Below are 24782 nucleotides of genomic sequence, written 5' to 3'. Positions count from 1 at the left end.
TCACCCGATGAGCGCGAACTTGTCCACATCCACCATGCCGCGGTCGGATATCTTCAGGTGCGGGATGACCGGCAGCGGTAGAAAAGCGAGCTGGAGGAAGGGTTCTTCCAACGTGGCGCCGAGCGCGAAGGCGGCCTTGCGCAGATGGTGCAGGATGTCGCGAACCGTCTCATAGGGCTCGAGGCTCATAAGACCAGCGATGGGCAGGGCGATTTCGCCGGTGACCTTGCCGTCTTCGACGACGACGAAGCCGCCCTTGATCTCGCCGAGGCGGTTTGCGGCGCGCGCCATGTCGTCCTCGCTGACACCGACCACGCAGATATTGTGGCTGTCATGGCCGACGGTCGAGGCGATCGCACCCTTCTTCAGGCCGAAGCCCTGGACGAAGCCGTTGGCATGGTTGCCGTTCTTGCCGTGGCGCTCGATGACGGCGACCTTGATGATATCGTTGGCAAGATCGACCGTCGTCTCGTTGCCCCTGACGGGCAGGCGATAGCGGCGATGCTCGGTGATGATCTTGCCTGGCATGACGCCGATGACAGGCGTTTCGCCCTCGGCGACCGGGACGCCGAAATGGGCGGCGTTGACGGGCCTGGCCTTGACGCTGTCGAGGCCGATCGGGGCAACCGGCCTGCGCGAAGAAAAGAGCGCATCGGTGACGCGGCGACCGGCGGAGAAGATCATGTCGGCGCGGCAGTTTTCCAGGCTGTCGAGAACCACCAGATCGGCGCGCCAGCCCGGCGCGACCAGGCCGCGGTCCCTGAGGCCGAAGGCGCGGGCGGCCGAAATCGAGGCGGCGCGGTAGATCGCCAGGGGCTCGACGCCGCTTGCGATCGCCGTGCGGATCATATGATCGAGATGGCCCTGTTCGGCGATATCGAGCGGATTGCGGTCATCGGTGCAGAGTGCCAGGTAAGGGGAAAGCCGCTCGGTGATAATAGGCATCAGCGCCGCGAGATCCTTGGATACCGAACCCTCGCGCACAAGGATATGCATGCCCTTGCGGATCTTTTCCAGCGCTTCGGCGGCAGTCGTGCATTCGTGCTCGGTGCGGATGCCGGCCGAGAGATAACCGTTAAGATCGTTGCCGGACAGCAGCGGCGCGTGACCGTCGATATGGCCGCCCTGGAAGGCATCAAGCTTGGCCATGCAGACGGGATCCTTGTGGATCACGCCGGGGAAATTCATGAATTCGGCAAGGCCGATGACCTTCGGATGGTGGCGGTAGGGCAGGAGGCGCTCGATCGGCAGATCGGCGCCGGAGGTTTCGAGATGCGTCGCCGGAACGCAGGAGGAGAGCTGGACGCGGATGTCCATGATCGTCTCCAGCGCCGATTCGAGAAAGAATTCGATGCCGGCGGTTCCGAGCACATTGGCGATTTCGTGCGGATCGCAGATCGCGGTCGTCACGCCGTAGGGCAGAACGCAGCGATCGAATTCATGCGGTGTGACGAGCGAAGATTCGATATGCAGATGCGTGTCGATGAAGCCGGGAACGACGATCCTGCCCGATATATCGATTTCGGTCTCGCCATCATAATTGCCTGAGGTGCCGACGATGCGATCGGCGCCGATCGCAATGTCCGACAGGACGAGTTCGCCGGTAACGAGATCGAAGAAACGGCCGCCCCTCAGCACGATATCGGCCGGCACGCGGCCGACGCCCTGGTCGATGAGACGCTCGAGCTTGGTGGTCATGGCATTGCTCACATTACAACCGATTCCGAAACTTATAACCGATCTGCCGCCACAAGCGAGTGCCGCAAAACGAAACCGGGCGCCATAGGGGCGCCCGGTGGTCGACGGTCCGCGATGGTTTACTCGGCGGCGACGATCTTGCCGGCTTCCCATTTGTAGAGCGAGAAGCTCTGCGAGGTCAGGTCGCCGGTCTCGCCGTAGGTGACCTTGCCGATGGCGGTCGGGATTTCTTCGCCGCCCTTCAGCGCGGTCGCAACGGCTTCCGCATCCTCGGCACTGCCGGCCTTCTCGATGCCGGCTTTCAGCACTTCGACGGCGGCATAGGCGTTGAGCGTGAAGGCCTCGGCCGGGATGTTCTTCGCGGCGAGCGCGTCGGCTGCGGCTTTGGAATCCGGGCTCTTCGTGGCGTCCGAAGCGTTGGTGAAGATGGTGCCTGCTACCGCATCGGTGCCGATTGCCCAGAATTCGGTGTTGGAGAGGCCGTCGCCGCCGATGATCGTCGCGTTGGCGGCGAGGTCATGCAGCTGACGGGCGAGCAGGCCGCCTTCCGGGTGGTAGCCGCCGAAATAGACCACGTCGACCTTTTCCGCCTTGATGCGGGTGGTGAGCGCGCTGAAATCCTTGTCGCCAGGCGTGATCGCGTCATTGACGACTTCGGTGATGCCGCCGGCGTTCAGCGTCGCCTTGAAGGCGTCGGCTAGGCCCTTGCCATAGGCGCCCTTGTCGTTGACGATGGCGACGCGCTTGTCCTTGAAATTCTTCAGCACATATTTGGCGGCGACTTCGGCCTGCTGGTCGTCGCGGCCGCAGGTGCGCAGCACGTTGGTGAGACCGCGCTTGGTCAGGTCAGGGGCGGTCGCGGTCGGGGTGACCATCAGCACGCCGTTTTCAGCAAGCACGTCCGAAACGGGAATGGCGACGCCCGATGTCACCGGGCCGACGACGAAACGGATGCCGTCGCCGACGACCTTGTTGGCGGCGGAAACGCCCTGCTTCGGCTCGCCGGCATCGTCGGCCAGTTCGAGGACGACCTTCTCGCCGAGAATCCCGCCCTTCTTGTTGATCTCGTCGACGGCTGTCTGAGCGCCGTTCTTCACCTGGTCGCCATAGGCAGCGACGGGGCCGGTCAGCGGCGCGATCAGGCCGATGGTAATATCGGCGTGGGCAAGCGGCGCAAAGGCGAGTGACGCGACGAGGGTCGCCGTCAAAGTCTTGAGGGTCATTGTCTGTCTCCTTGGATGGGGTCATTCGACCCGCGATGAAGCGTCGCGCCGGCTTTTCCGGATCGTTCAACGGCCCTAAGGCCGTGCCAAGGACGATCGATATCGGCGCGATCAATGCGCCCTCCGGCCATATTTGGCTCGAATGGGTGCAACGGCAAGATTTCTAGGAATTTTGGTGAGATTTCGCAAGTTGATAGCAAAATGAAACGAGAATTGAGCCGATCCCGTGCGAAATCGTCCGAAATCGTCGATTTTGATGCCGTCTGCCGATTTCTAGAGGGTGCCGGTACCCCGCGTCAGCGATGCGCCGATGAAACCTGGCGAATTTCGCGGAGGCTCTCTTCGTCTTTCTGAATATTCGAATTCTGTTTCGAGATTAACATTTGATTCTACCAATTAGAGTAGAACCATTGTTCGCGCATATATTGCTGCGATGCAAAAGAACGGTCGACAATAAACAGAGAGTTATTTCAGGAATAGAGAGCTGGATGCTCAAGCGGGTCGAAGCCAGGCAGGTGCGCACCGGAATGTTTGTAGAGGCCATCGAGGGTGCATGGCACGATCCCTTTCTGTCCAAGCGAAGATTTCTTCTGCGCCGTGAAATCGATGCCCAGAAGCTTCGCAAGAACGGCATGACAGGCGTGATCATCAACACCAGCAGAGGCCTGGATATTGACGGCCTGCCAGGTGGCAATATCGAGATCGACACCAAGGCGGCACGCGAGACCATCCAGAAATCCATGCAAGTGCTGGAAAGCGTTTTCGGTCGACTCCAGCATGGCGATGGGATCAGCGTCGATCAGGTGGCGCCGGTGATTTCCTCAGTCTCCAAGTCTATCGATCAGAGTCCCACGGTCTTTCTGAGCGTTACGCGTCTGAAATCCAAGGACGAGGCGACGTTCCTGCATTCGATTTCGGTGAGCGCGCTGATGATCCTTTTCAGCCGTCATCTCGGACTTGACGAGACAACTGTTCAGATGCTCGGCACAGCAGGATTGCTGCACGACGTCGGCAAGCTCGAAATTCCGCTCGAGATACTCAACAAGGAGGGCCCCCTGGACGAGGATGAGATCAAGATGATCCGCGACCATCCGGAAAAGGGACACGCAATCCTGTCGCGCCAGGAAGGCATGTCGGAGATCGTTCTCGACGTCTGCCTCAACCATCATGAGCGTATCGACGGCAAGGGCTATCCCCGCAAACTTTCCGAGGCGCAGGTCAGCCTCCATGCGCGTATTGCTGCGATTTGCGACGTCTACGACGCCATCACCTCGGTGCGGCCGTACAGGGCGCCATGGAGCGCGAGCCAAGCATTGAAATGGATGCTTGGTAACGAAGGGCACTTCGATCGCCGGCTGTTGAAGAAATTCGCCCTCTGCCTTTCCGTCGCCGCCGTGACCTGAGGTCTATCCAGCTTCGCAACAAACCGGCCTGTGTGGAGTCATAGCGCCGCGCGCGTCCTTTCAGACGCGCGGCGCTATGACACTTTGACGTGCTGCATGCCCTTTTGCCGGAAATTTCAGAGCTTCTCAGATGTTGTTCTGCAGGATGGTCCGCAGCTTGCCAAAGAGGTCGTCGATATGGTGCTTCTCGATGATCAGCGGCGGCGAGAGTGCAATGATATCGCCGGTGGTACGGATCAGCAGGCCGCTTTCATAGGCTTTCAGGAAAGCGGTGAAGGCACGCTTGGTCGGCTCGCCGGCGATCGGGTCGAGTTCGATCGCGCCGATCAGGCCGGTGTTCCTGATGTCGATGACATTGGGGCAGTCCTTCAGTGAATGCAGCGCGTCGGCCCAGTAGTCGGAAAGCTCGGCGGCGCGTGTCAGCAGCCCCTCTTCCTTATAGGTGTTGAGCGTGGCGAGTGCGGCGGCGGAAGCGATCGGGTTGCCGGAGTAGGTGTAGCCGTGGAAGAACTCGATCATGTGCTCCGGGCCGTTCATGAAAGCATCATGGATCTCGGAGGTGACGAAGACGGCGCCCATCGGGATGACACCATTGGTCAGTCCCTTGGCGGCGGTGATCATGTCGGGCTTGACGTCGTAATATTGGGCGGCGAAGGGGGCGCCGAGGCGGCCGAAGCCGGTGATGACCTCGTCGAAGATTAGAAGGATGCCGTGTTTGGTGCAGATCTCGCGCAGCTTCTGCAGGTAGCCCTTGGGCGGGATCAAGACGCCGGTGGAGCCTGCCACCGGCTCGACGATAACGGCGGCGACGGTAGAGGCGTCATGCAGGGTGACGATACGCTCCAGCTCGGTGGCGATGTCACCGCCATGCTCGGGCTCGCCGCGGGTGAAGTTGTTCTTGCCGGGCTGGTGGGTGTGCGGCATGTGATCGACGCCAGTCAGAAGCGTGCCGAACATCTTGCGGTTGGTGACGATGCCGCCGACGGAGATGCCGCCGAAATTGACGCCGTGATAGCCGCGCTCGCGGCCGATCAGGCGGAACCGCGATCCATTGCCCTTCACCCGGTGATAGGCGAGCGCCACCTTGAGCGCGGTCTCGACGGATTCGGAACCGGAGTTGGTATAGAGAACGTGGTTCAGGCCTTCCGGGGCAATGTCGACCAGGCGGTTTGCCAGTTCGAAGGCCTTGGGATGGCCGAGCTGGAAGGCCGGCGCGTAATCGAGCTCGCCGGCCTGCTCGCGGATCGCCTCGGTGATCTTCGGGCGGCAGTGGCCGGCATTGACGCACCAGAGACCAGCGGTGCCGTCCAGCACCTGACGGCCGTCATGGGTCGTATAGTACATGTCCTTGGCGCCAACGAACAAACGCGGCTCCTTCTTGAACTGGCGATTTGCCGTAAACGGCATCCAGAAGGCGCGAAGATCGTTCGGTGCGTTGAGGCGATTGGACATGCTGTTCTCCTGGCCGCTGACGGCCCTTTCCCGGGGGCTTTACGCCCATATTTTTACTGCCCGGTCAAATTATCAGGGCTTCCCAAGGCGTCAACGGGAAAAGTCCCGAGAACGGCTCCTAACGGGAAGTTCAACGTGTCTCGGTCGATCACGGGGCGAGCGCTTCAGCTCGATCAGGCTGCAATTCTTTCCCCGCCGGCGAAAGGAGCAAAAGACCGGGCGCGCAAAGACACGACCGGCAAATCGCAAATTTGCCGGTCGTGCCATAAGGTTCACGTGCTGAAATATCGTTGCCAAGCCTCCGGGAACATTCCCTTGCAGCCTGGCATCGGCCGACATTCATGTCAGCGCTATCATTAAGCGGCGGATCTGTTCCGGTTCTGCACGAGGTAGATGTCTTCGAGCGTTGCCAGGATCTTCATGACCGGCTCGGAGGTGCTCGAATAATAGATGGTCTGTGCGTCCCGGCGGGTCTTGACCAGCTTTTGAGCGCGCAATTTCGACAGGTGTTGAGAGAGAGCCGACTGGCTGAGCCCGACCTGCGTCGCAAGCACGCCGACGGCCACTTCGCCCTTCACGAGGCTACACAGGATCAGCAATCTCTTCGGGTTTGCCATGGCCGACAATAAAGCTGCCGCCACGTTCGTGTGATCGGCCAAATCAGAGGTTTCCATATGTTATCTTCCTAATGCGAAACGTACATCAAGTGTGTTGGCGCAGGCCGCCAGCCGGGATTTTGACTGACGTCAAAAACTAGCAACTGGGCTCGAAGATTGTATATACCTAAATTTAAGGTATCGAGTATGCTATTTTAGATATGTTTGAACAAATGTGATCGGCATCCACAGCGAGGGTTTCGAACTCGTATCGCAGCAGAAAATCGCCGGAAATCATGTCGAAACCTGAGGAATCCACACCACAAATGCGCCAAGTACCCGATTCCGGCGCCCTTAGCCTGGTAGCAAGGCTTTCCTCCACATCGGGGTGGCGTTCTACTAAATCTCGCACTGTCTCTGTTGCCCTGGCGGCAATCTCCTCATTCGCGGCCGACTGGATTACGAGATCGTTCCCATCGAGTTGGTAGGCGCGGCCGAAACCGCCATTGAGGCTGGCCTGCTCAGGCTTGAGACGGAAGAATAGGAAATCAGGAAAGTCGATATAAAGCTTCGCCTTGGGGTGGCGAGCGAGAAAACGCGCGCGGATCCGCGCGTAGAATGGATTGCTGTGCTCGATGGGTTCTGCCAGGCATTGGGTCGTCAGGCGGGGATAGGCAAGGGGATCCCCCTTGCCGGGCTCGCCGGTCAGGAGCGAGGCGCGCGGGTCTCTGGCGAGCGCCTTGGTATGAGCCGACAGCTGCGAAACAAGGATGACGGGGATGCCGTCGATATCGGTGGCGACGAGCACGCGGCTGGCGAAGGGGAAGCCGGTCTCGGGGGCGAGAACGGCAATCGCCGCGTGCCTGGCGGAGCGCAGAAGCACGCGGGCGAGCTTTCGGGCATCGTCGTCGGTTTCGCGTAAGGGCGAGGGCTGATCTTTCATATCCACTTTGTGACAAAGCGGATGGAAAACATCAAGCTTCCTGCTTGCGGCGATGGCGGGTGAGGCCGGCAACGATATCCTGAGCCGAGATGGTGCCGACGATCGCGCCGTTCTCGACGATGCCGATACTGCCTGGCTGGCGGGCAAGGGCATCGAGGATATCGATGAGCGGGGTCGCGGCGCGGGCCGTGGCGCTGACGCTCATGCCGGCGGCAGTCTGGCCGAGGCCCGGCTGCATGACGTCGGCCGCCGTCAGCATGTTGATCGGATTGAGGTTCTGCACGAAATCGGCGACATACTGGTCTGCGGGGTTCTTGACGATGTCGTGTGGCGTTCCGCACTGGATGATGCGGCCGCTCTCCATGATGGCGATGCGATTGCCGATGCGGAAGGCCTCGTCGAGATCGTGGCTGACGAAAAGAATGGTCTTCTTCAGCCGCCGCTGGAACTCCAGGAGCTCGTCCTGCAGGCGGGTGCGGATCAATGGGTCGAGCGCCGAGAAAGGCTCGTCCATGAGCAGGATCGGGGCGCCGGTGGCAAAGGCGCGGGCCAGGCCGACACGCTGCTGCATGCCGCCGGAAAGCTCGTTGACCTTGCGGCCCGCCCATTTCGTCAAGTTGACCAGTTCAAGCTGCTCGCCGACGCGGAGCTTGCGTTCGGCTTCCGGCATGCCGGCGAGCTCGAGGCCGAAGCCGACATTCTCGGCGACCGTGCGCCATGGCAGGAGAGCGAACTGCTGGAACACCATGGAGACGGTGTGCGTGCGCAGATCCCGCAGCGCCTTGGCATTGCATCTGTAAGGGTTGACGGGGCCGGTGGTCGTGGAGACGGCGACATCACCACGCACCACGGGAGCGAGCCCGTTGACGGCGCGCAGCAGCGTCGACTTGCCGGAGCCGGAAAGGCCCATCAGCACCAGGATCTCGCCTTCCTCGATCGTCAGCGAGGCATCGGCGACGCCGAGCACCAAGCCGGTGGCGGCGCCGATTTCGTCGCGCGATTTGCCCTGATCGACCATGGCAAGCGCGGTTTCCGGCCGATCGCCGAAGATGATGCTGACATTGTTAAAGCTTACCGCGGTCATGCACCGCCTCCTTCACCCGCCGTGCGGAACATCCGGTCGAGAATGATTGCCAGGATGACGATGCAGAAGCCCGCCTCGAAGCCCTTGGCGATATTGACGGTGTTCAGCGCACGGACGACGGGCACGCCAAGCCCGGGAGCGCCGACAAGGGCGGCGATGACAACCATCGACAGCGACAGCATGATGGTCTGGGTGAGACCCGCCATGATCTGCGGCGTGGCGTAGGGAAGCTCGATCTTGCGCAACACCTGTATCGGCGTCGCGCCGAAAGCGACGGCGGCTTCGACGAGGGACGGCGGCGTCGAGATGATGCCAAGGCGCGTCAGCCGGATCGGGGCGGGGATTGCGAAGATGACGGTGGCGATCAGGCCCGGCACCATGCCGAGGCCAAACAGGATGAGCGCCGGGATCAGGTAGACGAATGTCGGTATGGTCTGCATGAGATCGAGTACCGGGCGCATGGCAGCATAGATCCAAGGGCGGCGGGCGGCAGCAATCCCTAGCGGAATGCCGATCACCATACAGACGAAGGTGGCGGCCAGCACGAGGGCGAGCGTCTCCGTCGTTTCCTTCCAATAGTCCTGGTTCACGATCAGCAGCAGCCCGAGACAGGTGAAGACGGCGACCGCGATCGAGCGGCGCAGCCAAAAGGCGATGGCGGTGATGGCCGCGATGACGATCAGCGGATGAGGCTTCTGCAGCACGAAGAGCAGGCCGTCTATGGCGCTCGACAGCAGGAAGGCGATCTGGTTGAAGAACCATTCGCCGTTCGAGGTCAGCCAGTCCACAAAGGATTTGGCCCAGGGGCCAACGGGAATCTTAAATTCGGTGATCCAATTCAAGGGCGCGCCCATCCAGAAAAACAACAATCGGACAAAAATGAAACGGGGCGGCGAGCCGCCCCGTTCGTATCATCAGAGGCCGAGGCCGGTCTTGGCGGCGGCGAGAGCGTCGCCCTTGCCATCGCGGGTCTTGACGCCCGCGAGCCAGGGCTCGAGTGCTGTGGGGTTCGCCTTCAGCCATTCGGAAGCTGCAGCCTCCGGCTCTTTGCCGTCGTTCAGGATTTTGCCCATGATGTGGTTCTCCATGTCGAGGGAGAACGTCAGGTTCTTCAGCATCGTGCCGACATTCGGGCATTCGTCGAGATAACCGGCGCGGACATTGGTGAAGACCTTGGCGCCGCCGAAATCCGGACCGAAGATATCGTCACCGCCAGTCAGGTAGGTCAGCTTGAAGTTGGTGTTCATCGGATGGGGTTCCCAGCCGAGGAAGACAACGGGCTTGCCTGATTTGTCGGCGCGCGCGACCTGAGCGAGCATACCCTGCTCGGAGGACTCGACGACTTCCAAATCCTTCAGGCCAAAGGTGTTCTTTTCGATCATGTCCATGACGAGGCGGTTGCCATCATTGCCGGGCTCGATGCCATAGATCTTGCCATCCAGCTCGTCCTTATGAGCGGCGATGTCCTTGAAGTCCTTGATGCCAAGCTCGGCGCCCTTGGCGTTGGTGGCGAGCGTATACTTGGCGCCGACGAGGTTGGGGCCGAAGGATTCGACCGACTTGTCGTCGAGATAGGGCCGGACGTCCTTTTCCTGTGTCGGCATCCAGTTGCCGAGGAAGATGTCGATGTCCTTGTTCTTCAGCGAGGTGTAGGTGACCGGCACCGAGAGAACCTTGATGTCGGTCTGATAGCCGATGCTCTTCAGGACGACGGATGCGGTGGCGGTGGTAGCGGTAATGTCAGTCCAGCCGACGTCCGAGAAATGAACGGTGGAGCAGCTGTCGGGATCGGCGGCGAAGGCGGCGGTCGCAACGGAGAGGGCGGCGACGGCAGTTGCGGTAACGAGTTTGAACGTGCTTGTTGTTTTCATTTTAGACTCCCAGTCTTTAAGTTCCCAAGCCAACCATCAATAGCCGAGTTTGACAAGCGACCTCAGTGCGTTTGCGTCGTATCGACCCATGCGATTGCGACGTCGGTGGATTTTTTCGCGACGCCTTAGTTTCTGGGCTTTCGGCGGTTTTTGAGCGTGGATTCCTGTGATTATCGCCGTCACGGGGCTTTTCTTTGCCATTCCAAGCTTTCAATAAGCCGATTAAGGAGAAATCGGATGGCAAAACTCTATTTCAACTACTCGACGATGAACGCCGGCAAGTCGACGATGCTGCTGCAGGCCTCCTACAATTACCAGGAGCGCGGCATGCGGACGGTGCAGTTGATCGCCGCTTTCGACGAGCGCGCGGGCCGAGGCGTCATCGGCTCGCGGATCGGCTTGGAGGCGAGCGCCATTCCCTTCGAGCCGCATGAGGATCTGTTCCGGTTGGTTGCGACGCTGAGCGGCGAAGGAGCACCGATTTCCTGCATCTTCGTCGACGAGGCGCATTTCATGACGCCTGTCCATGTCTGGCAGCTTGCCCGCGTCGTTGACAGGCTCGGAATCCCTGTGATGGTCTACGGGCTGAGAACCGATTTCCAGGGCAAGCTGTTTCCGGCCTCGCAGGAACTGCTGGCGATCGCCGACGAAATGCGCGAAGTGCGCACGATCTGCCATTGCGGGCGCAAGGCGACGATGGTTGTGCGGCTCGACGGAGAAGGAAAAGTGTTGCACGAAGGCGCCCAGATCGATGTCGGCGGCAACGAGAAATATGTCTCGCTCTGCCGCAGGCATTGGGACGACGCGATGAACGGTGCCTGGATCGCCGAGCCGGTCTGAAGCCGGCGACGCCGCCTGTTTTCTTTGGCGCCGCAAGCGACTAGCTTGGGGTCAGGAGATTCCCTGGAGAGATCAGGTGCGCAAACCCCCGCCATTCGACAGCCAGTACGAAGCCGCCGACAGCCTTGCCGAGAGGATTGCGGCCGAGGGGTCCTATTGCGTGGCCGCGATCGGCGCCTTCGGCGGCGACGAAACACGGTCGGCCGACGAGGTCTTCCTCGAGCAGAATGCCCGCTTCCAAGCACATATCGCCGATGCTGCGACGCTTGACGCCCAACTGGCCGAGCTGGTTTTTTCCCTCGACCGGCTGACGGCCGAGGTTTCTGCCGATCTCGATAGTTTTCGGGGGCTGACGCCGCGTGAGAAGATGGCCGGCTGGGTGTCGCGCCAGCGGATGTGGCGCATGTATACGGAACGCGTGCGGGAGGCGCCGGTCATCGAACGGCTGCTCGACCTTCTGACGAAATCGGACGCTCTCGCCAGGCTGATCGCCGGCCAGCGCGCCGCGCTCACCGAACGGCACAGGGCAGCCGAACTCAACCTCGTCGACATCGTCGAGCAGAGGCGCCGACTGGTCGTTTCCATCGATATCGCCCGTCTCAAAATGAAGGAGCTCAATGCCAAGGCGCTGACGACGCAAGGCCGTATCGGCGTCTATGGCAACAGGGCGCACTGGGAGCAGATGGAGGCGGAGCGGCGGGCGCTGAAGGCGGAAGCCGAGCGGATTTCCGCCGGGGAACACGAGATGCGCGACGACAGCCAGCGGCGTGAGCGCTTCATCGGCCTGTTCCAGGCTTTTGTCGATTCGCTGAATGGCCGGATCGCTGCCTGCAACCTGCTGCTGCGCAAGCTGTTGATCGACGTAGAGGAGCGGCTGATCATCTACCAGGCGCAGGTCGATACCGACCGGCCAGGCATGAAGGTGAGGATCAAGCGGGAACTCTTTCCTGATATCGCTGCGCCGATCAGGCTGTTCGAGAAGGGCATGCTGGTCGCCCAGGATCTGGAGCGGCGCAAGGGCCGTGTCGATCTCGAATTCGCCAGAAGGTTCCCGACCTATGCCGAACTGCCGCCGGAAACATCGGGAGCACCTCTGATCGACACAGCGCGCAGGTCCTTCCGTTTCAGCCTGCCTTTCCTGCGCTCCTGACCCACAGGCGCAGACATACCCCTCTTCCCAATGCTTTCATTCCGGAAAATCGAAGGGCTCGTGTTGTGCTCGGCCCATCGAGCGCATATGTGGGATGTAGCGGGGCGGCAATGTCCCGATGTTCGCCTCGCCTGACAGGAGACGACGATGCTTGACCGGATAGCCGGTTTTTTCAGGCTGATCGGCCAGATGATCGGCCGCTGGGCCCGCCTGTTTTCCGCCTGGGCCTTCTGGCCCTTTCTTGCCGCGCACGGCTGGTATCAGCGCCGGAGCTGGATCATCCGGTTGCCGGTCATCGCGTTCGCGGCGCTGCTGGTCGCGCTCTACGGTTATTTCTTCTGGCAGACGCAGGCCTGGACGAATTTCAATCCCGCATTCGTCGACCAATATCGGCTTTCGGAGCGCAAGGTCGCCGCCGGGCAGGATGTGCCGGTCGCCGAGGGGGCTGCTGCCACGGCGCCGAAGACCTGCCAGCGCTCGGCGATCGTCGACGTCGCGGCCGACCTGACCGATTTTAACGTCAACCAGAACGCATGGATTTCCTCCATGGTGCTCTACAAGGCGGGCTTCTTCGGCATCGACTGGGACCACACGCCCTTCTTCGACAACAAGGCGTCGTTCCAGCGCGGCGTCAACCAGGCGGTCCGACGTACCTCGGTGGAGCTTGTCGACACGCTCGGGCGCGTGCGCGGGACGTCGGGCATCAACAACGACCTGCAGAGCGCGCGCGGCAATCTGCAGTTCGACGAATATAGCTGGTATTTCGGGCTCGATCCCTTCGGAGTGAAGACGCCGACGCCTGCTTATTACCGCACGGCGATCGACAAGCTGCGCAAATTCAACACCGATCTTGCCGCCTGCAACGCCATTTTCGACGGACGTGCCGACAATCTTGTCCAATTCATCGACCGCATCGCCAACGATCTCGGCGGCACCTCCGACATGCTCGCCGAGCGTTCTGAAAACCACAACCGCGGTTGGTTCGATACACGTGCCGACGACCGGTTCTGGTTCGCCTACGGCCAGCTCTACGGCTATTACGCGATCATGGCGGCCGCCCAGGCGGATTTCTCGCAGGTGGTGGCGGAACGCAATCTCGGAGCGATCTGGGGCGGGACCATGCGGCAGTTCCAGTCGGCGCTGCGCATCCAGCCGGCGATCATCTCGAACGGGCGTGAGGATGGCTGGATCATGCCGAGCCATCTCGCCACGATGGGCTTCTATATTCTGAGGGTGCGCTCGAACCTCGTCGAGATCCGTTCGGTGCTCGACCGCTAAAGCGCGTCGCGATCTTTCAGATTCGCTCCTCGCGCTTTGGCTCTTTGCTTTTACGCATGTCGGTGTCGCGCGACATGCTTTGGATCCTGCGCGTCCAGCAGGACGCGCTATCGTTGTTGAATCAGCGGGGTATCGTGTTGTCCTCGAAGCCGACGACGCGCAGTCTTTCGACGAATTCATAGGTGACGCCGACGATGCCGCCGCCGCTTTCATCGTCACGGAAGCGGCCGACGCTGCGCACCAGCTTATAGCCGCCAAGCCGATTGTCGACGCGATAGACGAAATGGAAGCCGACGCCGTGAAGGCTTGCTTCTTCGAAGGTTTGGGCGATCAGGCTGCGGTCTTCCTCGTGGATGCGCGACATCAGCTCTGTCAGGTTGACAGGGCCGTCGCTGTAAGGGAGGCCGAAGATCGCGTGGACATCCTCGCTTGCAAAGAAATGTCCTGTCTCGATGTCGATGCGCCAAAAGCCGAAAAGACGGTAGGCAGCGAGCATCTGGACGACGTCCGCATCGGTAATGCCGATGTGGGCGCGGGATTGTTCTGTCTTGTCAATGACGGGCTGTTCGAAGTGAAGAGGCACGATTCCCCCAGATCACGGGACGACGTGCCGACTCTCTTCCGATTCCTCAGTTGATCAGCTTCAATCGAATTGCCTTAGCTACCAACTGGGTGCGGTTGACGCAATCGAGTTTTTTGATCGCATTCGTCATATAGGCGTTCACCGTATGGTCCGAGAGCGTCAGGATCTGGCCGATTTCGATCGAGGTCTTGCCCTGGGCCGTCCATCGCACAACTTCTAGTTCTCGGTTCGATAGCGCGGTATGCGCGCATTCCTCGTTGCGCTTGACTGCATTGTATGCATCGAGTGCATGGAGAATGATCATTACCAGCTCGTTGATCTCGCTCTGGCCGAGTGCGGTGCGCTCGCCGCAGAACCAAAAGACCAGGCGCTGGCCGTCGGCTGCGATGGTCGGCATGGCAACGCCTGCCGGTATGGCATGGCGCAACATCAGGGCGCGCAGTTCGGCGGGAAAGGCCTGACCACTGACGGCGTCGTTGAGGTGCCAAGCCGGCGGCACAGCGGACTGCCTCAGCCTTAGGCCGAAAGGGCAGCCGCGCATCATGTGGGCGCGGTCGAAATCCCTGACATAGGCGGCCGGAAGCGAGCTCTCGATCAGCAGAGGTTTCAAGAGAAGGTCTTCGGGGGAGGGGGCGTGCATCAGCGTCGCATGCGACAATCCGAAGGCTGTGGAAACCCTGCCGAGCGCCTGCGCAAAAAGGCTGCGCGTTCGAGCGGTCGCAAGCTCTGCCGAAAGCAATGACTGTCTTTCAGAGGTAGTCATGTAAGACATTTGTACGCCTCCGGCAGCCTCAATGTTACCGCTATCAAACACAGAAAATCTGCAGGATGCTAGCCCCAATTAACTTAAGGCAGGCCGATTCATTCAAATTGTGAGAAATTAGCCACGGGAGATCGCGCTCTGATTGAGTTTCGACTTGCAAAGATAACGTTGCGGTATCTTGAGGCGCTTCGTGACGGCATAGCTATGGCCTCACGCAGCAGGGCAGGCGGAGAATCACCTGAGTGAGTTCGATGAGAACTCCGGTCTTCTCGCACCGGCGAAAGGCGATGGACCGGTCCACCTGCAGCACCTTGCGCTGGAGCAGATGAACTGCGTGAACACGGCCGCAGCGGGGCGCCATGTAAGCCGGATTGCGAATGAGAGAACAAAGGTAAGAGGGCCGCAGCGGGCGTCGAAATCCGGCTTGCTGGCGTTCAATCCAATTGCTAAGCGTATGTTCAGTACAACTGAGGCAATTTAATCGTGCGCTTTGCAGTTTCCTTTTTGGTGAAGTGTCTATTTTTCAGATTATTACTTGTTTTTCTCCTTTTGACCTTACCGATCGGAGCGGTAACCTCGCAGGCTGCCGAGGAGAAGAAGGCAGCACAGCCGCCGATGAGCTTCATCCTCGTGCGTAGTTTTCTCTGCCGGGAAAACTGTCCGGAATGGATATCGGCGGAGGGACGCATAACGTCCGATACCCCCGCGCGGCTGAGAAAAATTCTCAAGAAGATCGGCGGCCGGAAATTGCCTGTCGTCTTCCGTTCGGAGGGTGGCGATGTCGATGCCGCCTATGCGATGGGCCGGATAATTCGCAAGGCCGGGCTGGAAACGGCGGTAGGCGGTACGCGGCTGAAGGGGTGCCCCGTTGGGGATACGCGCTGCGAAGCCGCTATTGCGAAGGACGGTGCCTCGGGCGGCTACACTTATTCTGCTGGTGCATACTGTCTTTCCGCCTGTCCGCTGGCGTTAGCGGGCGGTGCGTCGCGTGTCTCGTCGCAATGGGCCTTTATCGGCGTCCACCAGATCACGACCGTCTACAACAAGGTGCGTGTTTCCTATCGCATCGAATACAAGATCGTGAACGGCAAGAAGAAGGAAATCTCCCGCAAGGAGGTTGGGCGCAAGGTGGCGGGGCAGAGCAGTTCCACCAAACTTGGAAAGAAGGCTACCGCTGCCTTGACGGCCTATTTGAAAGAAATGGGCGTCAGCGAAGATGTGATCGGTCTGATGATGAGCGCCACGCCTGACAACATCAATATCGTACCGGCTGCAGAGGCACTTCGAACAGGTCTCATCACGGACATGCTGTCTTACAATGAGTGGCCCGGCATGCCGCTCTGCGCGCCGGATGCAGCGGCCGAAGCTGTGTGTCACGGCCATCCGGTCGCCGAAGCGCCCGTGGCGGCTAAGGCGCCTGTATCTGAGACGCCGGTATTTGAGTCGCCCGTGCAGGATGCGGCCGCAGACATAAGCGAGAGACTGCCGAGAACCCGGCCGATGGACTTTCTCCTGATGTACAATGGCAATTGCCAGGAGGAGTGCACGCAGTGGATTTCCGCGGATGGAGACATCACGCCGGACACGCCGGCTCGGCTGAAGGCGATGTTGACGACGCTCGGCGAAAGAAAGCTGCCGGTCGTCCTTCAGTCTAATGGCGGGGACATGGATGCGGCTTTCGCGATGGGGCGTATGATCCGTGCGGCAGGTCTGGAGACATCAATTGGCAGAACGCAATTGCCGAATTGTCCTAAGCTGGATCCGCGTTGCATAGCCAGCATCGCCAAAAGCGGACCGACAGAGGGTGAAGTCTTTGCCGGCCGTGCGTACTGCCTTTCGACCTGTACTGTTGTCTTGACGAGCGGAACGCCGCGGATTGTCGGATATTCCGCTATCGGCCTCGTCAGACCCACGGCGGCTGAATATACGAAATTCTTCGCCTACTTCGACGAGATGGGCGTCAGGGCCGAGACATACGAGACCATGATGCTTGCGACATCAATTGAGCAACGGAATATACTTCGTTCTCAGGCGCTCGATCTCGGCATCATCGATGGGATCATCCCTTATGATGAGGAGCCCGGTTATCACCTGTGTGGGCCGGATGCCAAGGAAAGCCTTCGATGCCCCAGGAAAGCTGAAGCAGAGACCGTTCCTGCTGCTGCTTCGGTCAATTGATATCGGGACGCGAAAGAGCATAGCGCGGCGTTTTGCGCGCTATTCACACCCCGCCGATATTTCGCTATCCCGATAAAGAGAGAACAAATAACTCCGCGTCTGCGGAGGTCGGGACGGGGAACATTCATGCCATCCATCAAATCCGATATCGAGATCGCGCGCGCCGCAGCCAAGAAGCCGATTTTCGAGATCGGGGCGAAGCTCGGCATTCCGGTCGAGCAGCTCGCTCCCTATGGTCACGACAAGGCAAAGGTCAGCGCCGAGTTCATCGCCGCGCAGACAGGCAAGAAGGACGGCAAGCTGATCCTCGTCACCGCGATCAACCCGACGCCGGCGGGCGAGGGCAAGACGACGACCACCGTCGGGCTCGGCGACGGGCTGAACCGGATCGGCAAAAAGGCGATTGTCTGCATTCGTGAGGCTTCTCTCGGCCCCTGCTTCGGCGTCAAGGGCGGGGCGGCCGGCGGCGGTTACGCGCAGGTCGTGCCGATGGAAGACATCAACCTGCATTTCACCGGCGACTTCCATGCGATCACCTCGGCGCACAATCTGCTGGCGGCGATGGTCGATAACCACATCTACTGGGGCAACGAAGAGAATATCGACATCCGCCGCATCACCTGGCGGCGGGTCATGGACATGAACGACCGGGCACTCCGCAGCATGGTCTCTTCGCTCGGCGGCGTTGCCAACGGCTTTCCGCGCCAGGGCGGCTTCGACATCACCGTCGCCTCCGAGGTGATGGCGATCCTCTGTCTTGCCACCGATCTCAAGGATCTGGAGCGGCGGCTCGGCGACATCATCATCGGCTATCGTTTCGACAGGACACCGGTGCATGCGCGCGACCTGAAAGCCGACGGCGCCATGGCGGTGCTGTTGAAAGATGCGATGCAGCCGAACCTGGTACAGACGCTGGAGAACAATCCGGCCTTCGTGCATGGCGGGCCCTTCGCCAACATCGCCCATGGCTGCAATTCGGTAACGGCGACAAAGACGGCGCTGAAGCTCGGCGACTATGTGGTGACGGAAGCAGGCTTCGGCGCCGATCTCGGCGCGGAGAAATTCTTCGACATCAAGTGCCGCAAGGCCGGGCTGAAGCCGGATGCGGCGGTGATCGTCGCCACCGTCCGGGCGCTGAAGATGAATGGCGGGGTGAAGAAGGACGATCTCGGCACGGAGGATGTCGTCGCATTGAAGAAGGGCTGCGCCAATCTCGGCCGGCACGTCGCCAATGTCCGCCGTTTCGGCGTGCCCGTCGTCGTGGCGATCAACCATTTCGTCTCGGATACCGACGCCGAGATCGCGGCAGTGAAGGAATTTGTCTCGAGACTGGGCGCCGAGGCGATCCTCTGCCGCCACTGGGCGCTGGGTTCGGCCGGCATCGAGGAACTGGCACACAAGGTGGTGGAACTGGCCGAGTCAGGACAGGCGAAATTCCAGCCGCTCTACGGCGACGATCTTTCGCTGTTCGAGAAGATCGAGATCGTCGCCTCGAAGATCTATCACGCCGGCGAAGTGACGGCCGACAAGGCGGTACGCGACCAGCTGCAGACATGGGAGGAGCAGGGCTACGGCAATCTGCCGATCTGCATGGCGAAGACGCAATATTCCTTCTCGACCGATCCGAACCTGCGCGGCGCGCCGGAAGGCCATATCGTCACGGTGCGAGAGGTGCGGCTTTCGGCGGGAGCCGGTTTCGTCGTCGCCATCACCGGCGAGATCATGACGATGCCCGGCCTGCCGAAATCGCCGTCGGCGGAGCGGATTTTCCTCAACGATCAAGGTTATATCGAGGGATTGTTCTGATCCTGGGAGCGCTGGACGGGCCGTTCGGCCAGACGACGCTGGCGCTTCTCAAAGTCCGGATCGATGAACAGCCAGATGAAAAGCTTTTCCAGAGGGGCGGAAAACAGCATTCCGATGACAAGGAACCAAGGCAGTTCGCCGGTAACCGATCCAATGGCGACGAAAAAGAGAGCGGCAATGAAGTATGCGATGATCTTCATTCGCCGCCAACCCTTGTCTTTGCATTTGCATCTTTGATTTGGATATTTCACGGCCTGATTCAAGCGCGGATTGCAGGCTTTTGAAACAATTATTTCCTCTGCTCACGAACCGCAACGTCCGGTTTCAGAGGGATCGGACATAGGGGCCGTTGAGGTATTTGCGGAAGCGCCAACGACCGCCATTCCCATCATGCTCGTTCAACGTTCAGTTCTCGGCCAAAGCCAAACTGGCAGGCCGCGATGCGTTTGCAGAAACCAGATGCTACATGAATTAGATTTCTTCTGGAGGTTGTAAAATGAGAGACTGAACAGGTTTTGGCGGCGTGCTATGATTGAAGCCGCATTCACGACAACACGCCTAGAAATGACCGAGGACCGGGAGGCAGGGGTCCTGTCGTTGAGGCAGATCAAAGGATGCCCCGTCAGGATGTCAGTATGACGCGGAAGAAAAAGGGGGGAACGATGATAAACACATCCGTGAAGCTGATTCTTGTCGGGCTCATCAGTCTGGGCTTTCCCTTGGCGACCGCAGCCCAGGAGGCCACGGATATCGGCGCGCTCGATAAGGCCACCGCCAATAGGGCGTTTGCCAGCAAGCCGGCCTATTCGCCCTATGCAGGGCGTAACTTTCCGACCCGGCCGTTTTTCGGCGACACTCATTTACACACCGGAGCGTCGTTTGATGCCGGGGCATTCGGTGCGAGGCTGACGCCCCGCGATGCATATCGCTTCGCGCGCGGTGAGGAAATCATGGCGTCGAGCGGCCAACCGGCCAAGCTGTCGCGGCCACTCGATTTCCTGGTGGTCGCAGACCATTCCGATAATATGGGCATGTTTCCTGATCTTTTTGCCGGTAAGCCGGATGTTATCGCCGATCCGCAGGCCAAGACCTGGTACGATATGATCAAGTCGGGTGACGGCGGCACGGCAGCGCTGGAGATCATCTTCAGCTTCGGCAAGGGAACGCTTCCTAAGTCGATGATCTATGGCCCGGAGACGCGTCCCTACAAGACAGCGTGGCAGGATACGGTAAAAGCCGCCGAGGAGTACAACGATCCCCGCCGATTCACCGCCTTTATCGGCTACGAGTGGACCTCGAACACTGCAGGAAACAATCTGCATCGCAATGTGATCTTCCGCGACAACGGCGACAAGGCGGATCAGGTCGTTCCCTACACGACCCTGAAGCCGTTGGGCAGTGACAACCCCCGCGACCTGTGGAAATGGATGCAGGCGTATGAAGAGAAGACAGGCGGCAATGTGCTGGCGATCGCCCATAACGGCAACCTGTCTAACGGTCGGATGTTTCCGATGATCGAGTCATTCACTGGCAAGCCGGTCGACAAAGAATATGTCGAGGAGCGTGCAAAGTGGGAACGTCTCTACGAGACAAGCCAGACGAAGGGTACCGGTGAGGCCCATCCCACCCTGTCTCCAAACGACGAGTTCGCCGATTTCGAGATCTGGGATTTCGGCAATCTCGATGCCAGCGTCCCCAAAACTCCGGATATGCTCGAGTTCGAATATACGCGGTCCGCATTGCGAAATGGCCTCAAGCTCGAAGCGCAGCTTGGCAGGAATCCGTATAAGTTCGGCTTGGTCGGCAGTTCCGATGCGCATACAGGACTTGCGGCCATGGAGGAGGAAAACTTCTTCGGCAAGACGACGCCGCAAGAGCCAAGCCCGGAGCGTCTCACGGCGACTTTCGTAAAAAATCCTAAAACGAATATCATGGTCATGGATTGGGAAGTGGGTGCGTCGGGTTATGCCGCCGTCTGGGCGATGGAAAATACCCGAGAGTCGATCTGGGATGCGATGCAGCGCAAGGAGACTTACGCCACTACTGGACCACGCATGACCGTGCGCTTCTTTGGCGGCTGGGACTTCGAGCCAGCCGATGCCCAGAGCCGCAATCCCGGCGCTGTCGGATATAGCAAGGGCGTGCCTATGGGCGGCGACCTCACTACCGCCCCGGAAGGTAGGGCGCCGACATTCCTCGTCGCTGCGCTGAGGGATCCGATCGGGGCTAATCTCGACCGCTACCAGATTGTGAAGGGCTGGCTCGACGAGAACGGCGAGACCCACGAAGAGGTTTACGACGTTGTCTGGGGCGGCGACCGCAAGCCGGGCGCCGACGGCAAGGTGCCGCCGGTCGGCAACACTGTGGACATCGGGAATGCCAATTGGACCAATACCATCGGCGCACCGGAATTAATCGCGGTCTGGAAGGATCCGGGCTTCGATCCGAAGCAGAAGGCCTTCTATTACGGGCGCGTCATTGAGATTCCGACACCGCGCTGGACCGCCTATGATGCCAAGCGGTTCGGCGTCAAGCCGCTGGAGGGGACCCGGATGACCGTCACCGAACGCGCTTACACCTCGCCGATCTGGTATACGCCTTGATGTAAGGGCATTTTTTCACGATGCCAGCGGCTATGTGGGCCGCCGAACCTTTCGGGCCCATTCACTCCGTAAACGAGCAAGTGCGATGGTGTTGAAGAGTGTTTTGAGGGAGCCGCTGGTCCACTTCCTGCTGTTGGCGCTACTAATTTTCGCGGCCTACGGGGCAATCGGCACCGACGCGAAAGACAGGCCGGACAGCATCGTGGTAACGGCACCGAAGATCGAGCAGATGGCCATCCTGTTCACCAAGACCTGGCAGCGTTCACCGACTGCGGAAGAACTCAAGGGCCTCATCGACGACTATGTGAAGGAGGAGATCCTCGTTCGTCAGGCGCTTGCGCTTGGGCTCGACAAGGACGACACGGTTGTTCGTCGCCGCTTGCGCCAGAAGATGGAGTTCCTGAACGTCGCGGACGCCGATGCGCTCGGTGCCACCGATGCTGAACTGGAGGCCTATCTGGCGGCCAATCCGAGGGCGTTCGATGTCGATGCGAAGCTGGCATTCCAACAGATCTTCCTCAACCCGGAGCGGCGTGGCGAGACAGTCGCACGGGACGCAACCTCCAACCTGCAGGTACTGCTGACCAATCCTGCGGTAGATTACACATCGCTCGGTGATGCCACTATGCTTCCGTCCGATCTGCCACTTACCGACAAGACATCGATCGCTCAGACTTTCGGGATGGATTTCGCCGAGGCACTCGACAAGGCTCCTGTGGGGCAGTGGACAGGTCCCGTCCTTTCGAGCTTTGGATTTCATCTCGTCCGGGTGGTGGAACGCAAGCCAGGCCGAGTGCCGAGCCTCGACGAGGCGCGCGACGCCGTGACGCGCGAGTGGATCAATGCAAAACGGAGGAAACTCGATGACCAACGTTTTGCGGAGCTTTTTAAAGGGTATGTCGTGCGCATCGAGAGCCTGACCGACGCGAAAACCAGCCCATGATGCGGCTCGGAGCCCTACTGGGCCTACTCCTCCTGGTATTTCTAAGCGAGCCGGGATACGGCCATGAAATTCGGCCAGCTTATCTCGATATGCGGGAAACCGCCCCGAACGAGTTCGCGGTCGTCTGGAAGATCCCGGCGCAAGGCGAGATGCGGCTCAGCCTTTACGCACGCCTGCCGGTCTCGTGCAGGGAGAAGGCCATGCGCACGAAGTCGATCGAAGGCGGCGCATATATCGAGCGATGGACGGTCACCTGCGCAGGCGGGTTGAAAGGTGGCGAAATCGGTATCAACGGGCTGCAGTCAACCATGACCGATGCCCTTGTCCGCATCGAATACGCGCGCGGCAATAAGGAGATTGCCCGTCTCAAGCCGGAAATGCCATCCTTCGCCGCAGCCGGCGCGCAAACCAGCATCGAGGTGGCGAAAACCTATTTCCTGCTGGGGGTCGACCACATCCTTTCCGGCATCGATCATCTGCTTTTCGTTTTTGCTCTCATCCTGCTCATTCGGGATCGATGGATGCTGATGAAGACGATCACGGCCTTCACCGTCGCTCACAGCATCACTCTGGCTGGAGCGTCGCTTGGATATTTCAGTCTGCCGCAGAGGCCAGTAGAAGCAACGATTGCCCTCAGCATAGCGTTTGTCGCCAGTGAATTGATCAAGATCAGGCCTGGCGAAAGGCGACTTTCCGAGAGCTATCCGTGGGTCGTGGCTTTCGCGTTCGGGCTGCTGCATGGTTTCGGCTTTGCTGGCGCTCTCAAGGAGATCGGTCTGCCGCAATCGGATGTGCCGCTCGGCCTTCTGACATTCAACCTTGGCGTCGAGGCGGGACAGCTGATCTTCGTGGCCGCAGTGCTGATCCTGTTCAAGGTGGCGGGCGCCTTGAGCACAATACGGCCCACGCTGGCACGTCAGGGGGCAGCCTACATCGTGGGCACCGCCGCGATGTTCTGGCTGGTCCAAAGGATCGCAAGCCTGGCGGCTTGAAACCGCGATCCACCGGAAAGTCTGCTTCACGCGCCGTAAGCGGAAGTCGGGGTGCTGAGCGGCAATGTCCCATCTGGAGGCCAAGCAGATTGCGCTTGGCCTTTCGGCCTGCCGAGAAGGATCATGCGATACGCAAGCTCGCCGCCATCCGGCTTTGCTTTCAGCATTATGCTTTAGTGACAATAACGATAGTTGCCCTTCCTCTCGATGACGTCGAGATGGAAATGCGTTTCGTGGGCGGCGTCGCTTTCCGGGTCGAGGACGGTGGTGAAGTAGAGGCAGCCGGCGGCGCTGACGGTGCGCTGGAAGGCGCCGGTGAGCGTCGGATCCTCGCGACGGGAGCGGACGGCGACATCTTCGCCCTTTTCGAAATGGAAGCTCGCAATGTCGATGGCGTTGCCGCGGGCATGTTCGGAGATCTTGCCCGTTTCGGCGCCGTTGCGCAGGCGGCACATATAGGACGTTGCCTGGTTGACGGTGGTGATGCGGCCCTGCTCCGGCAGGGCGGCGGAGGCGGCCGGAATGACGCTCTCCTTCATCCAGCGGGCAAGGGCAAGTGCTGCCGGGCAGCGGATCGTCGCCTCCGGCTTCAGCTTGATGCCGGGCAGTGCTTCGGAGACGATGATCGGCTTGTCGATGCCGCAGCCATTGCCGTCATCGATGCGTGGCGTGTCCTTGAAGACGACGCCCAGGGCCTGAAGCGCAGCCGTGCACTCGGCGTGTTCGGCATCGCTTTCGGGCTCGATCGTCAGATGCTGTTCCTCAAGTGTTTGTGCGGCGGGGGGCTTGTTCTCCTCCGTCGGAGCCTGCGGGTTTTCCTTCCCTGGGGGAAGTGGCGGACCCTGCATTGGTTTGGCGGGTTCGGTTTTCGGTGTCGCCATTTCGTTCGGCGTCGATGTCTCTGGTTTTTGGGTCTCTGGTCTTTGATTGTCGGGCTTCGGTTCAGGAGTGGGCATTTCTGCGGCCGGCGGCGGTTGCGTGCCTCCGGCATTTGAATCGGGGGTGGGTGCGGAAGTGCCCTCGATATCCGGCCTTTGTTGTGGCAGAGGGCCGTGAACGGGCAGGCGGGCACCGGCAAGAACGGCGGTTGCGGCGAGAAGGATCGCCAGTATCGCAAGTTTTCTCAACGCATCCGATTCCCTGGTGTCGATAGCTAGGGATAACGCAAGCGGGCGGATTTCGTTGCAATTTCGCAACGTCGGGAGAGATCGTTAAAACTTGATAATTTTTATTCAACATAAGTCGTCGGTTTATGTTGACCATACTTCTCATGTTTTTTATGCGGCAAAAAGAAGGCGGAATTCTGCATCGTCTTCATCCGCAAAAGCCCAGCCAGCCCATCGAGCGTTCGACGCGCCACGACCAGCCAGCCCGGT

The 24782-nt window shown here is 60.1% G+C and carries 21 protein-coding genes; 9 read left to right on the top strand and 12 right to left on the bottom strand.

Going from position 1 to position 24782, the window contains the following annotated elements:
• The gene (gene ade, locus U5G49_RS16025; RefSeq protein ID WP_193443417.1) at window positions 1-1698 is read right to left on the bottom strand and encodes an adenine deaminase; all 1698 of its coding nucleotides are present in this window, start codon (window positions 1696-1698) and stop codon (window positions 1-3) included.
• 119 nt (window positions 1699-1817) lie between these two features.
• Complete coding sequence (locus U5G49_RS16020; RefSeq protein WP_193443419.1) at window positions 1818-2921, bottom strand: branched-chain amino acid ABC transporter substrate-binding protein; 1104 nt, start codon at window positions 2919-2921, stop codon at window positions 1818-1820.
• A gap of 488 nt (window positions 2922-3409) precedes the next feature.
• Between U5G49_RS16020 and U5G49_RS16015 the strand changes: the two genes are divergently transcribed.
• Window positions 3410-4324, top strand: coding sequence for an HD-GYP domain-containing protein (locus tag U5G49_RS16015; protein WP_018243100.1), 915 nt, complete (start codon window positions 3410-3412; stop codon window positions 4322-4324).
• Window positions 4325-4450: 126 nt separating this feature from the next.
• Here U5G49_RS16015 and U5G49_RS16010 read toward each other — a convergent pair whose 3' ends face one another.
• The 6 genes from U5G49_RS16010 to U5G49_RS15985 all read right to left on the bottom strand — a co-directional run bounded on the left by U5G49_RS16010 (window position 4451) and on the right by U5G49_RS15985 (window position 10270).
• Window positions 4451-5776: an aspartate aminotransferase family protein gene (locus tag U5G49_RS16010; protein ID WP_193443421.1), complete on the bottom strand. Its 1326-nt coding sequence runs from the start codon at window positions 5774-5776 to the stop codon at window positions 4451-4453.
• 356 nt (window positions 5777-6132) lie between these two features.
• Window positions 6133-6450, bottom strand: coding sequence for an ArsR/SmtB family transcription factor (locus tag U5G49_RS16005; RefSeq protein ID WP_003561417.1), 318 nt, complete (start codon window positions 6448-6450; stop codon window positions 6133-6135).
• Window positions 6451-6565: 115 nt separating this feature from the next.
• A complete protein-coding gene (locus U5G49_RS16000; protein WP_026188488.1) occupies window positions 6566-7315 on the bottom strand; it encodes a HugZ family pyridoxamine 5'-phosphate oxidase in 750 nt (249 codons plus the stop codon).
• Between the two features lie 31 nt (window positions 7316-7346).
• The gene (choV, locus tag U5G49_RS15995) at window positions 7347-8399 is read right to left on the bottom strand and encodes a choline ABC transporter ATP-binding protein (protein ID WP_018243097.1); all 1053 of its coding nucleotides are present in this window, start codon (window positions 8397-8399) and stop codon (window positions 7347-7349) included.
• A complete protein-coding gene (gene choW, locus U5G49_RS15990; protein ID WP_026242356.1) occupies window positions 8396-9241 on the bottom strand; it encodes a choline ABC transporter permease subunit in 846 nt (281 codons plus the stop codon). The genes choV and choW overlap by 4 nt, the downstream gene beginning before the upstream one ends.
• A 72-nt stretch (window positions 9242-9313) precedes the next feature.
• On the bottom strand, window positions 9314-10270 hold the full coding sequence (locus U5G49_RS15985; RefSeq protein ID WP_018243096.1) for a choline ABC transporter substrate-binding protein: 957 nt from the start codon (window positions 10268-10270) through the stop codon (window positions 9314-9316).
• 237 nt (window positions 10271-10507) lie between these two features.
• On the opposite strand from U5G49_RS15985, the gene U5G49_RS15980 reads away from it, so the two are divergent.
• The 3 genes from U5G49_RS15980 to U5G49_RS15970 all read left to right on the top strand — a co-directional run bounded on the left by U5G49_RS15980 (window position 10508) and on the right by U5G49_RS15970 (window position 13538).
• The gene (locus U5G49_RS15980; RefSeq protein WP_018243095.1) at window positions 10508-11110 is read left to right on the top strand and encodes a thymidine kinase; all 603 of its coding nucleotides are present in this window, start codon (window positions 10508-10510) and stop codon (window positions 11108-11110) included.
• A 76-nt stretch (window positions 11111-11186) separates the two neighbouring features.
• Entirely contained in the window at window positions 11187-12260 is a 1074-nt protein-coding gene (locus tag U5G49_RS15975) for a hypothetical protein (RefSeq protein WP_193443424.1), read from the top strand.
• A gap of 147 nt (window positions 12261-12407) precedes the next feature.
• Window positions 12408-13538, top strand: coding sequence for a DUF2333 family protein (locus U5G49_RS15970; protein WP_168298495.1), 1131 nt, complete (start codon window positions 12408-12410; stop codon window positions 13536-13538).
• A gap of 121 nt (window positions 13539-13659) precedes the next feature.
• On the opposite strand, the gene U5G49_RS15965 is transcribed toward U5G49_RS15970, so the two are convergent.
• Together U5G49_RS15965 and U5G49_RS15960 are read right to left on the bottom strand one after the other, a co-directional pair.
• Window positions 13660-14121, bottom strand: coding sequence for a PAS domain-containing protein (locus tag U5G49_RS15965; RefSeq protein ID WP_018243092.1), 462 nt, complete (start codon window positions 14119-14121; stop codon window positions 13660-13662).
• A 46-nt stretch (window positions 14122-14167) separates the two neighbouring features.
• Window positions 14168-14893: a helix-turn-helix transcriptional regulator gene (locus U5G49_RS15960; protein ID WP_018243091.1), complete on the bottom strand. Its 726-nt coding sequence runs from the start codon at window positions 14891-14893 to the stop codon at window positions 14168-14170.
• Between the two features lie 474 nt (window positions 14894-15367).
• Here U5G49_RS15960 and U5G49_RS15955 point away from each other — a divergent pair, with 474 nt between their 5' ends.
• Complete coding sequence (locus U5G49_RS15955; RefSeq protein ID WP_193443426.1) at window positions 15368-17062, top strand: hypothetical protein; 1695 nt, start codon at window positions 15368-15370, stop codon at window positions 17060-17062.
• A gap of 126 nt (window positions 17063-17188) precedes the next feature.
• The gene (locus U5G49_RS15950) at window positions 17189-18868 is read left to right on the top strand and encodes a formate--tetrahydrofolate ligase (RefSeq protein WP_018243088.1); all 1680 of its coding nucleotides are present in this window, start codon (window positions 17189-17191) and stop codon (window positions 18866-18868) included.
• Here U5G49_RS15950 and U5G49_RS15945 read toward each other — a convergent pair.
• Complete coding sequence (locus U5G49_RS15945; RefSeq protein WP_018243087.1) at window positions 18847-19068, bottom strand: hypothetical protein; 222 nt, start codon at window positions 19066-19068, stop codon at window positions 18847-18849. The two genes, U5G49_RS15950 and U5G49_RS15945, sit on opposite strands and share 22 nt — an antisense overlap.
• Window positions 19069-19530: 462 nt before the next feature.
• Here U5G49_RS15945 and U5G49_RS15940 point away from each other — a divergent pair, with 462 nt between their 5' ends.
• Genes U5G49_RS15940 through U5G49_RS15930 form a run of 3 tightly spaced genes read left to right on the top strand, consistent with a single transcriptional unit; the run spans window position 19531 to window position 23406 of the window.
• Window positions 19531-21471, top strand: coding sequence for a DUF3604 domain-containing protein (locus U5G49_RS15940; protein WP_193443428.1), 1941 nt, complete (start codon window positions 19531-19533; stop codon window positions 21469-21471).
• Window positions 21472-21505: 34 nt separating this feature from the next.
• Window positions 21506-22414: a peptidylprolyl isomerase gene (locus U5G49_RS15935; protein ID WP_284200516.1), complete on the top strand. Its 909-nt coding sequence runs from the start codon at window positions 21506-21508 to the stop codon at window positions 22412-22414.
• Window positions 22411-23406 carry a HupE/UreJ family protein gene (locus U5G49_RS15930; RefSeq protein ID WP_193443430.1) on the top strand — a complete coding sequence of 332 codons (996 nt, stop codon included), beginning with the start codon at window positions 22411-22413 and terminating at the stop codon, window positions 23404-23406. Before U5G49_RS15935 ends, U5G49_RS15930 begins: the two co-directional genes overlap by 4 nt.
• A 173-nt stretch (window positions 23407-23579) precedes the next feature.
• On the opposite strand, the gene U5G49_RS15925 is transcribed toward U5G49_RS15930, so the two are convergent.
• Window positions 23580-24533, bottom strand: coding sequence for an extensin-like domain-containing protein (locus U5G49_RS15925; RefSeq protein WP_193443433.1), 954 nt, complete (start codon window positions 24531-24533; stop codon window positions 23580-23582).
• Window positions 24534-24782: the final 249 nt, after the last annotated feature.

The organism is Rhizobium indigoferae, assembly GCF_034554815.1.
Classification (GTDB): Bacteria; Pseudomonadota; Alphaproteobacteria; order Rhizobiales; family Rhizobiaceae; genus Rhizobium; species Rhizobium leguminosarum.
This window is presented reverse-complemented; position numbering and strand designations above follow the sequence as displayed.

Bases quoted from the DNA above. Each gene is read 5' to 3' on its own strand.
- ade (WP_193443417.1), bottom strand. From the start codon at position 1,698: ATGACCACCAAGCTCGAGCGTCTCATCGACCAGGGCGTCGGCCGCGTG.
- U5G49_RS16020 (WP_193443419.1), bottom strand. From the start codon at position 2,921: ATGACCCTCAAGACTTTGACGGCGACCCTCGTCGCGTCACTCGCCTTT.
- U5G49_RS16015 (WP_018243100.1), top strand. From the start codon at position 3,410: ATGCTCAAGCGGGTCGAAGCCAGGCAGGTGCGCACCGGAATGTTTGTA.
- U5G49_RS16010 (WP_193443421.1), bottom strand. From the start codon at position 5,776: ATGTCCAATCGCCTCAACGCACCGAACGATCTTCGCGCCTTCTGGATG.
- U5G49_RS16005 (WP_003561417.1), bottom strand. From the start codon at position 6,450: ATGGAAACCTCTGATTTGGCCGATCACACGAACGTGGCGGCAGCTTTA.
- U5G49_RS16000 (WP_026188488.1), bottom strand. From the start codon at position 7,315: ATGAAAGATCAGCCCTCGCCCTTACGCGAAACCGACGACGATGCCCGA.
- choV (WP_018243097.1), bottom strand. From the start codon at position 8,399: ATGACCGCGGTAAGCTTTAACAATGTCAGCATCATCTTCGGCGATCGG.
- U5G49_RS15985 (WP_018243096.1), bottom strand. From the start codon at position 10,270: ATGAAAACAACAAGCACGTTCAAACTCGTTACCGCAACTGCCGTCGCC.
- U5G49_RS15980 (WP_018243095.1), top strand. From the start codon at position 10,508: ATGGCAAAACTCTATTTCAACTACTCGACGATGAACGCCGGCAAGTCG.
- U5G49_RS15970 (WP_168298495.1), top strand. From the start codon at position 12,408: ATGCTTGACCGGATAGCCGGTTTTTTCAGGCTGATCGGCCAGATGATC.
- U5G49_RS15960 (WP_018243091.1), bottom strand. From the start codon at position 14,893: ATGTCTTACATGACTACCTCTGAAAGACAGTCATTGCTTTCGGCAGAG.
- U5G49_RS15950 (WP_018243088.1), top strand. From the start codon at position 17,189: ATGCCATCCATCAAATCCGATATCGAGATCGCGCGCGCCGCAGCCAAG.
- U5G49_RS15945 (WP_018243087.1), bottom strand. From the start codon at position 19,068: ATGAAGATCATCGCATACTTCATTGCCGCTCTCTTTTTCGTCGCCATT.
- U5G49_RS15940 (WP_193443428.1), top strand. From the start codon at position 19,531: ATGATAAACACATCCGTGAAGCTGATTCTTGTCGGGCTCATCAGTCTG.
- U5G49_RS15930 (WP_193443430.1), top strand. From the start codon at position 22,411: ATGATGCGGCTCGGAGCCCTACTGGGCCTACTCCTCCTGGTATTTCTA.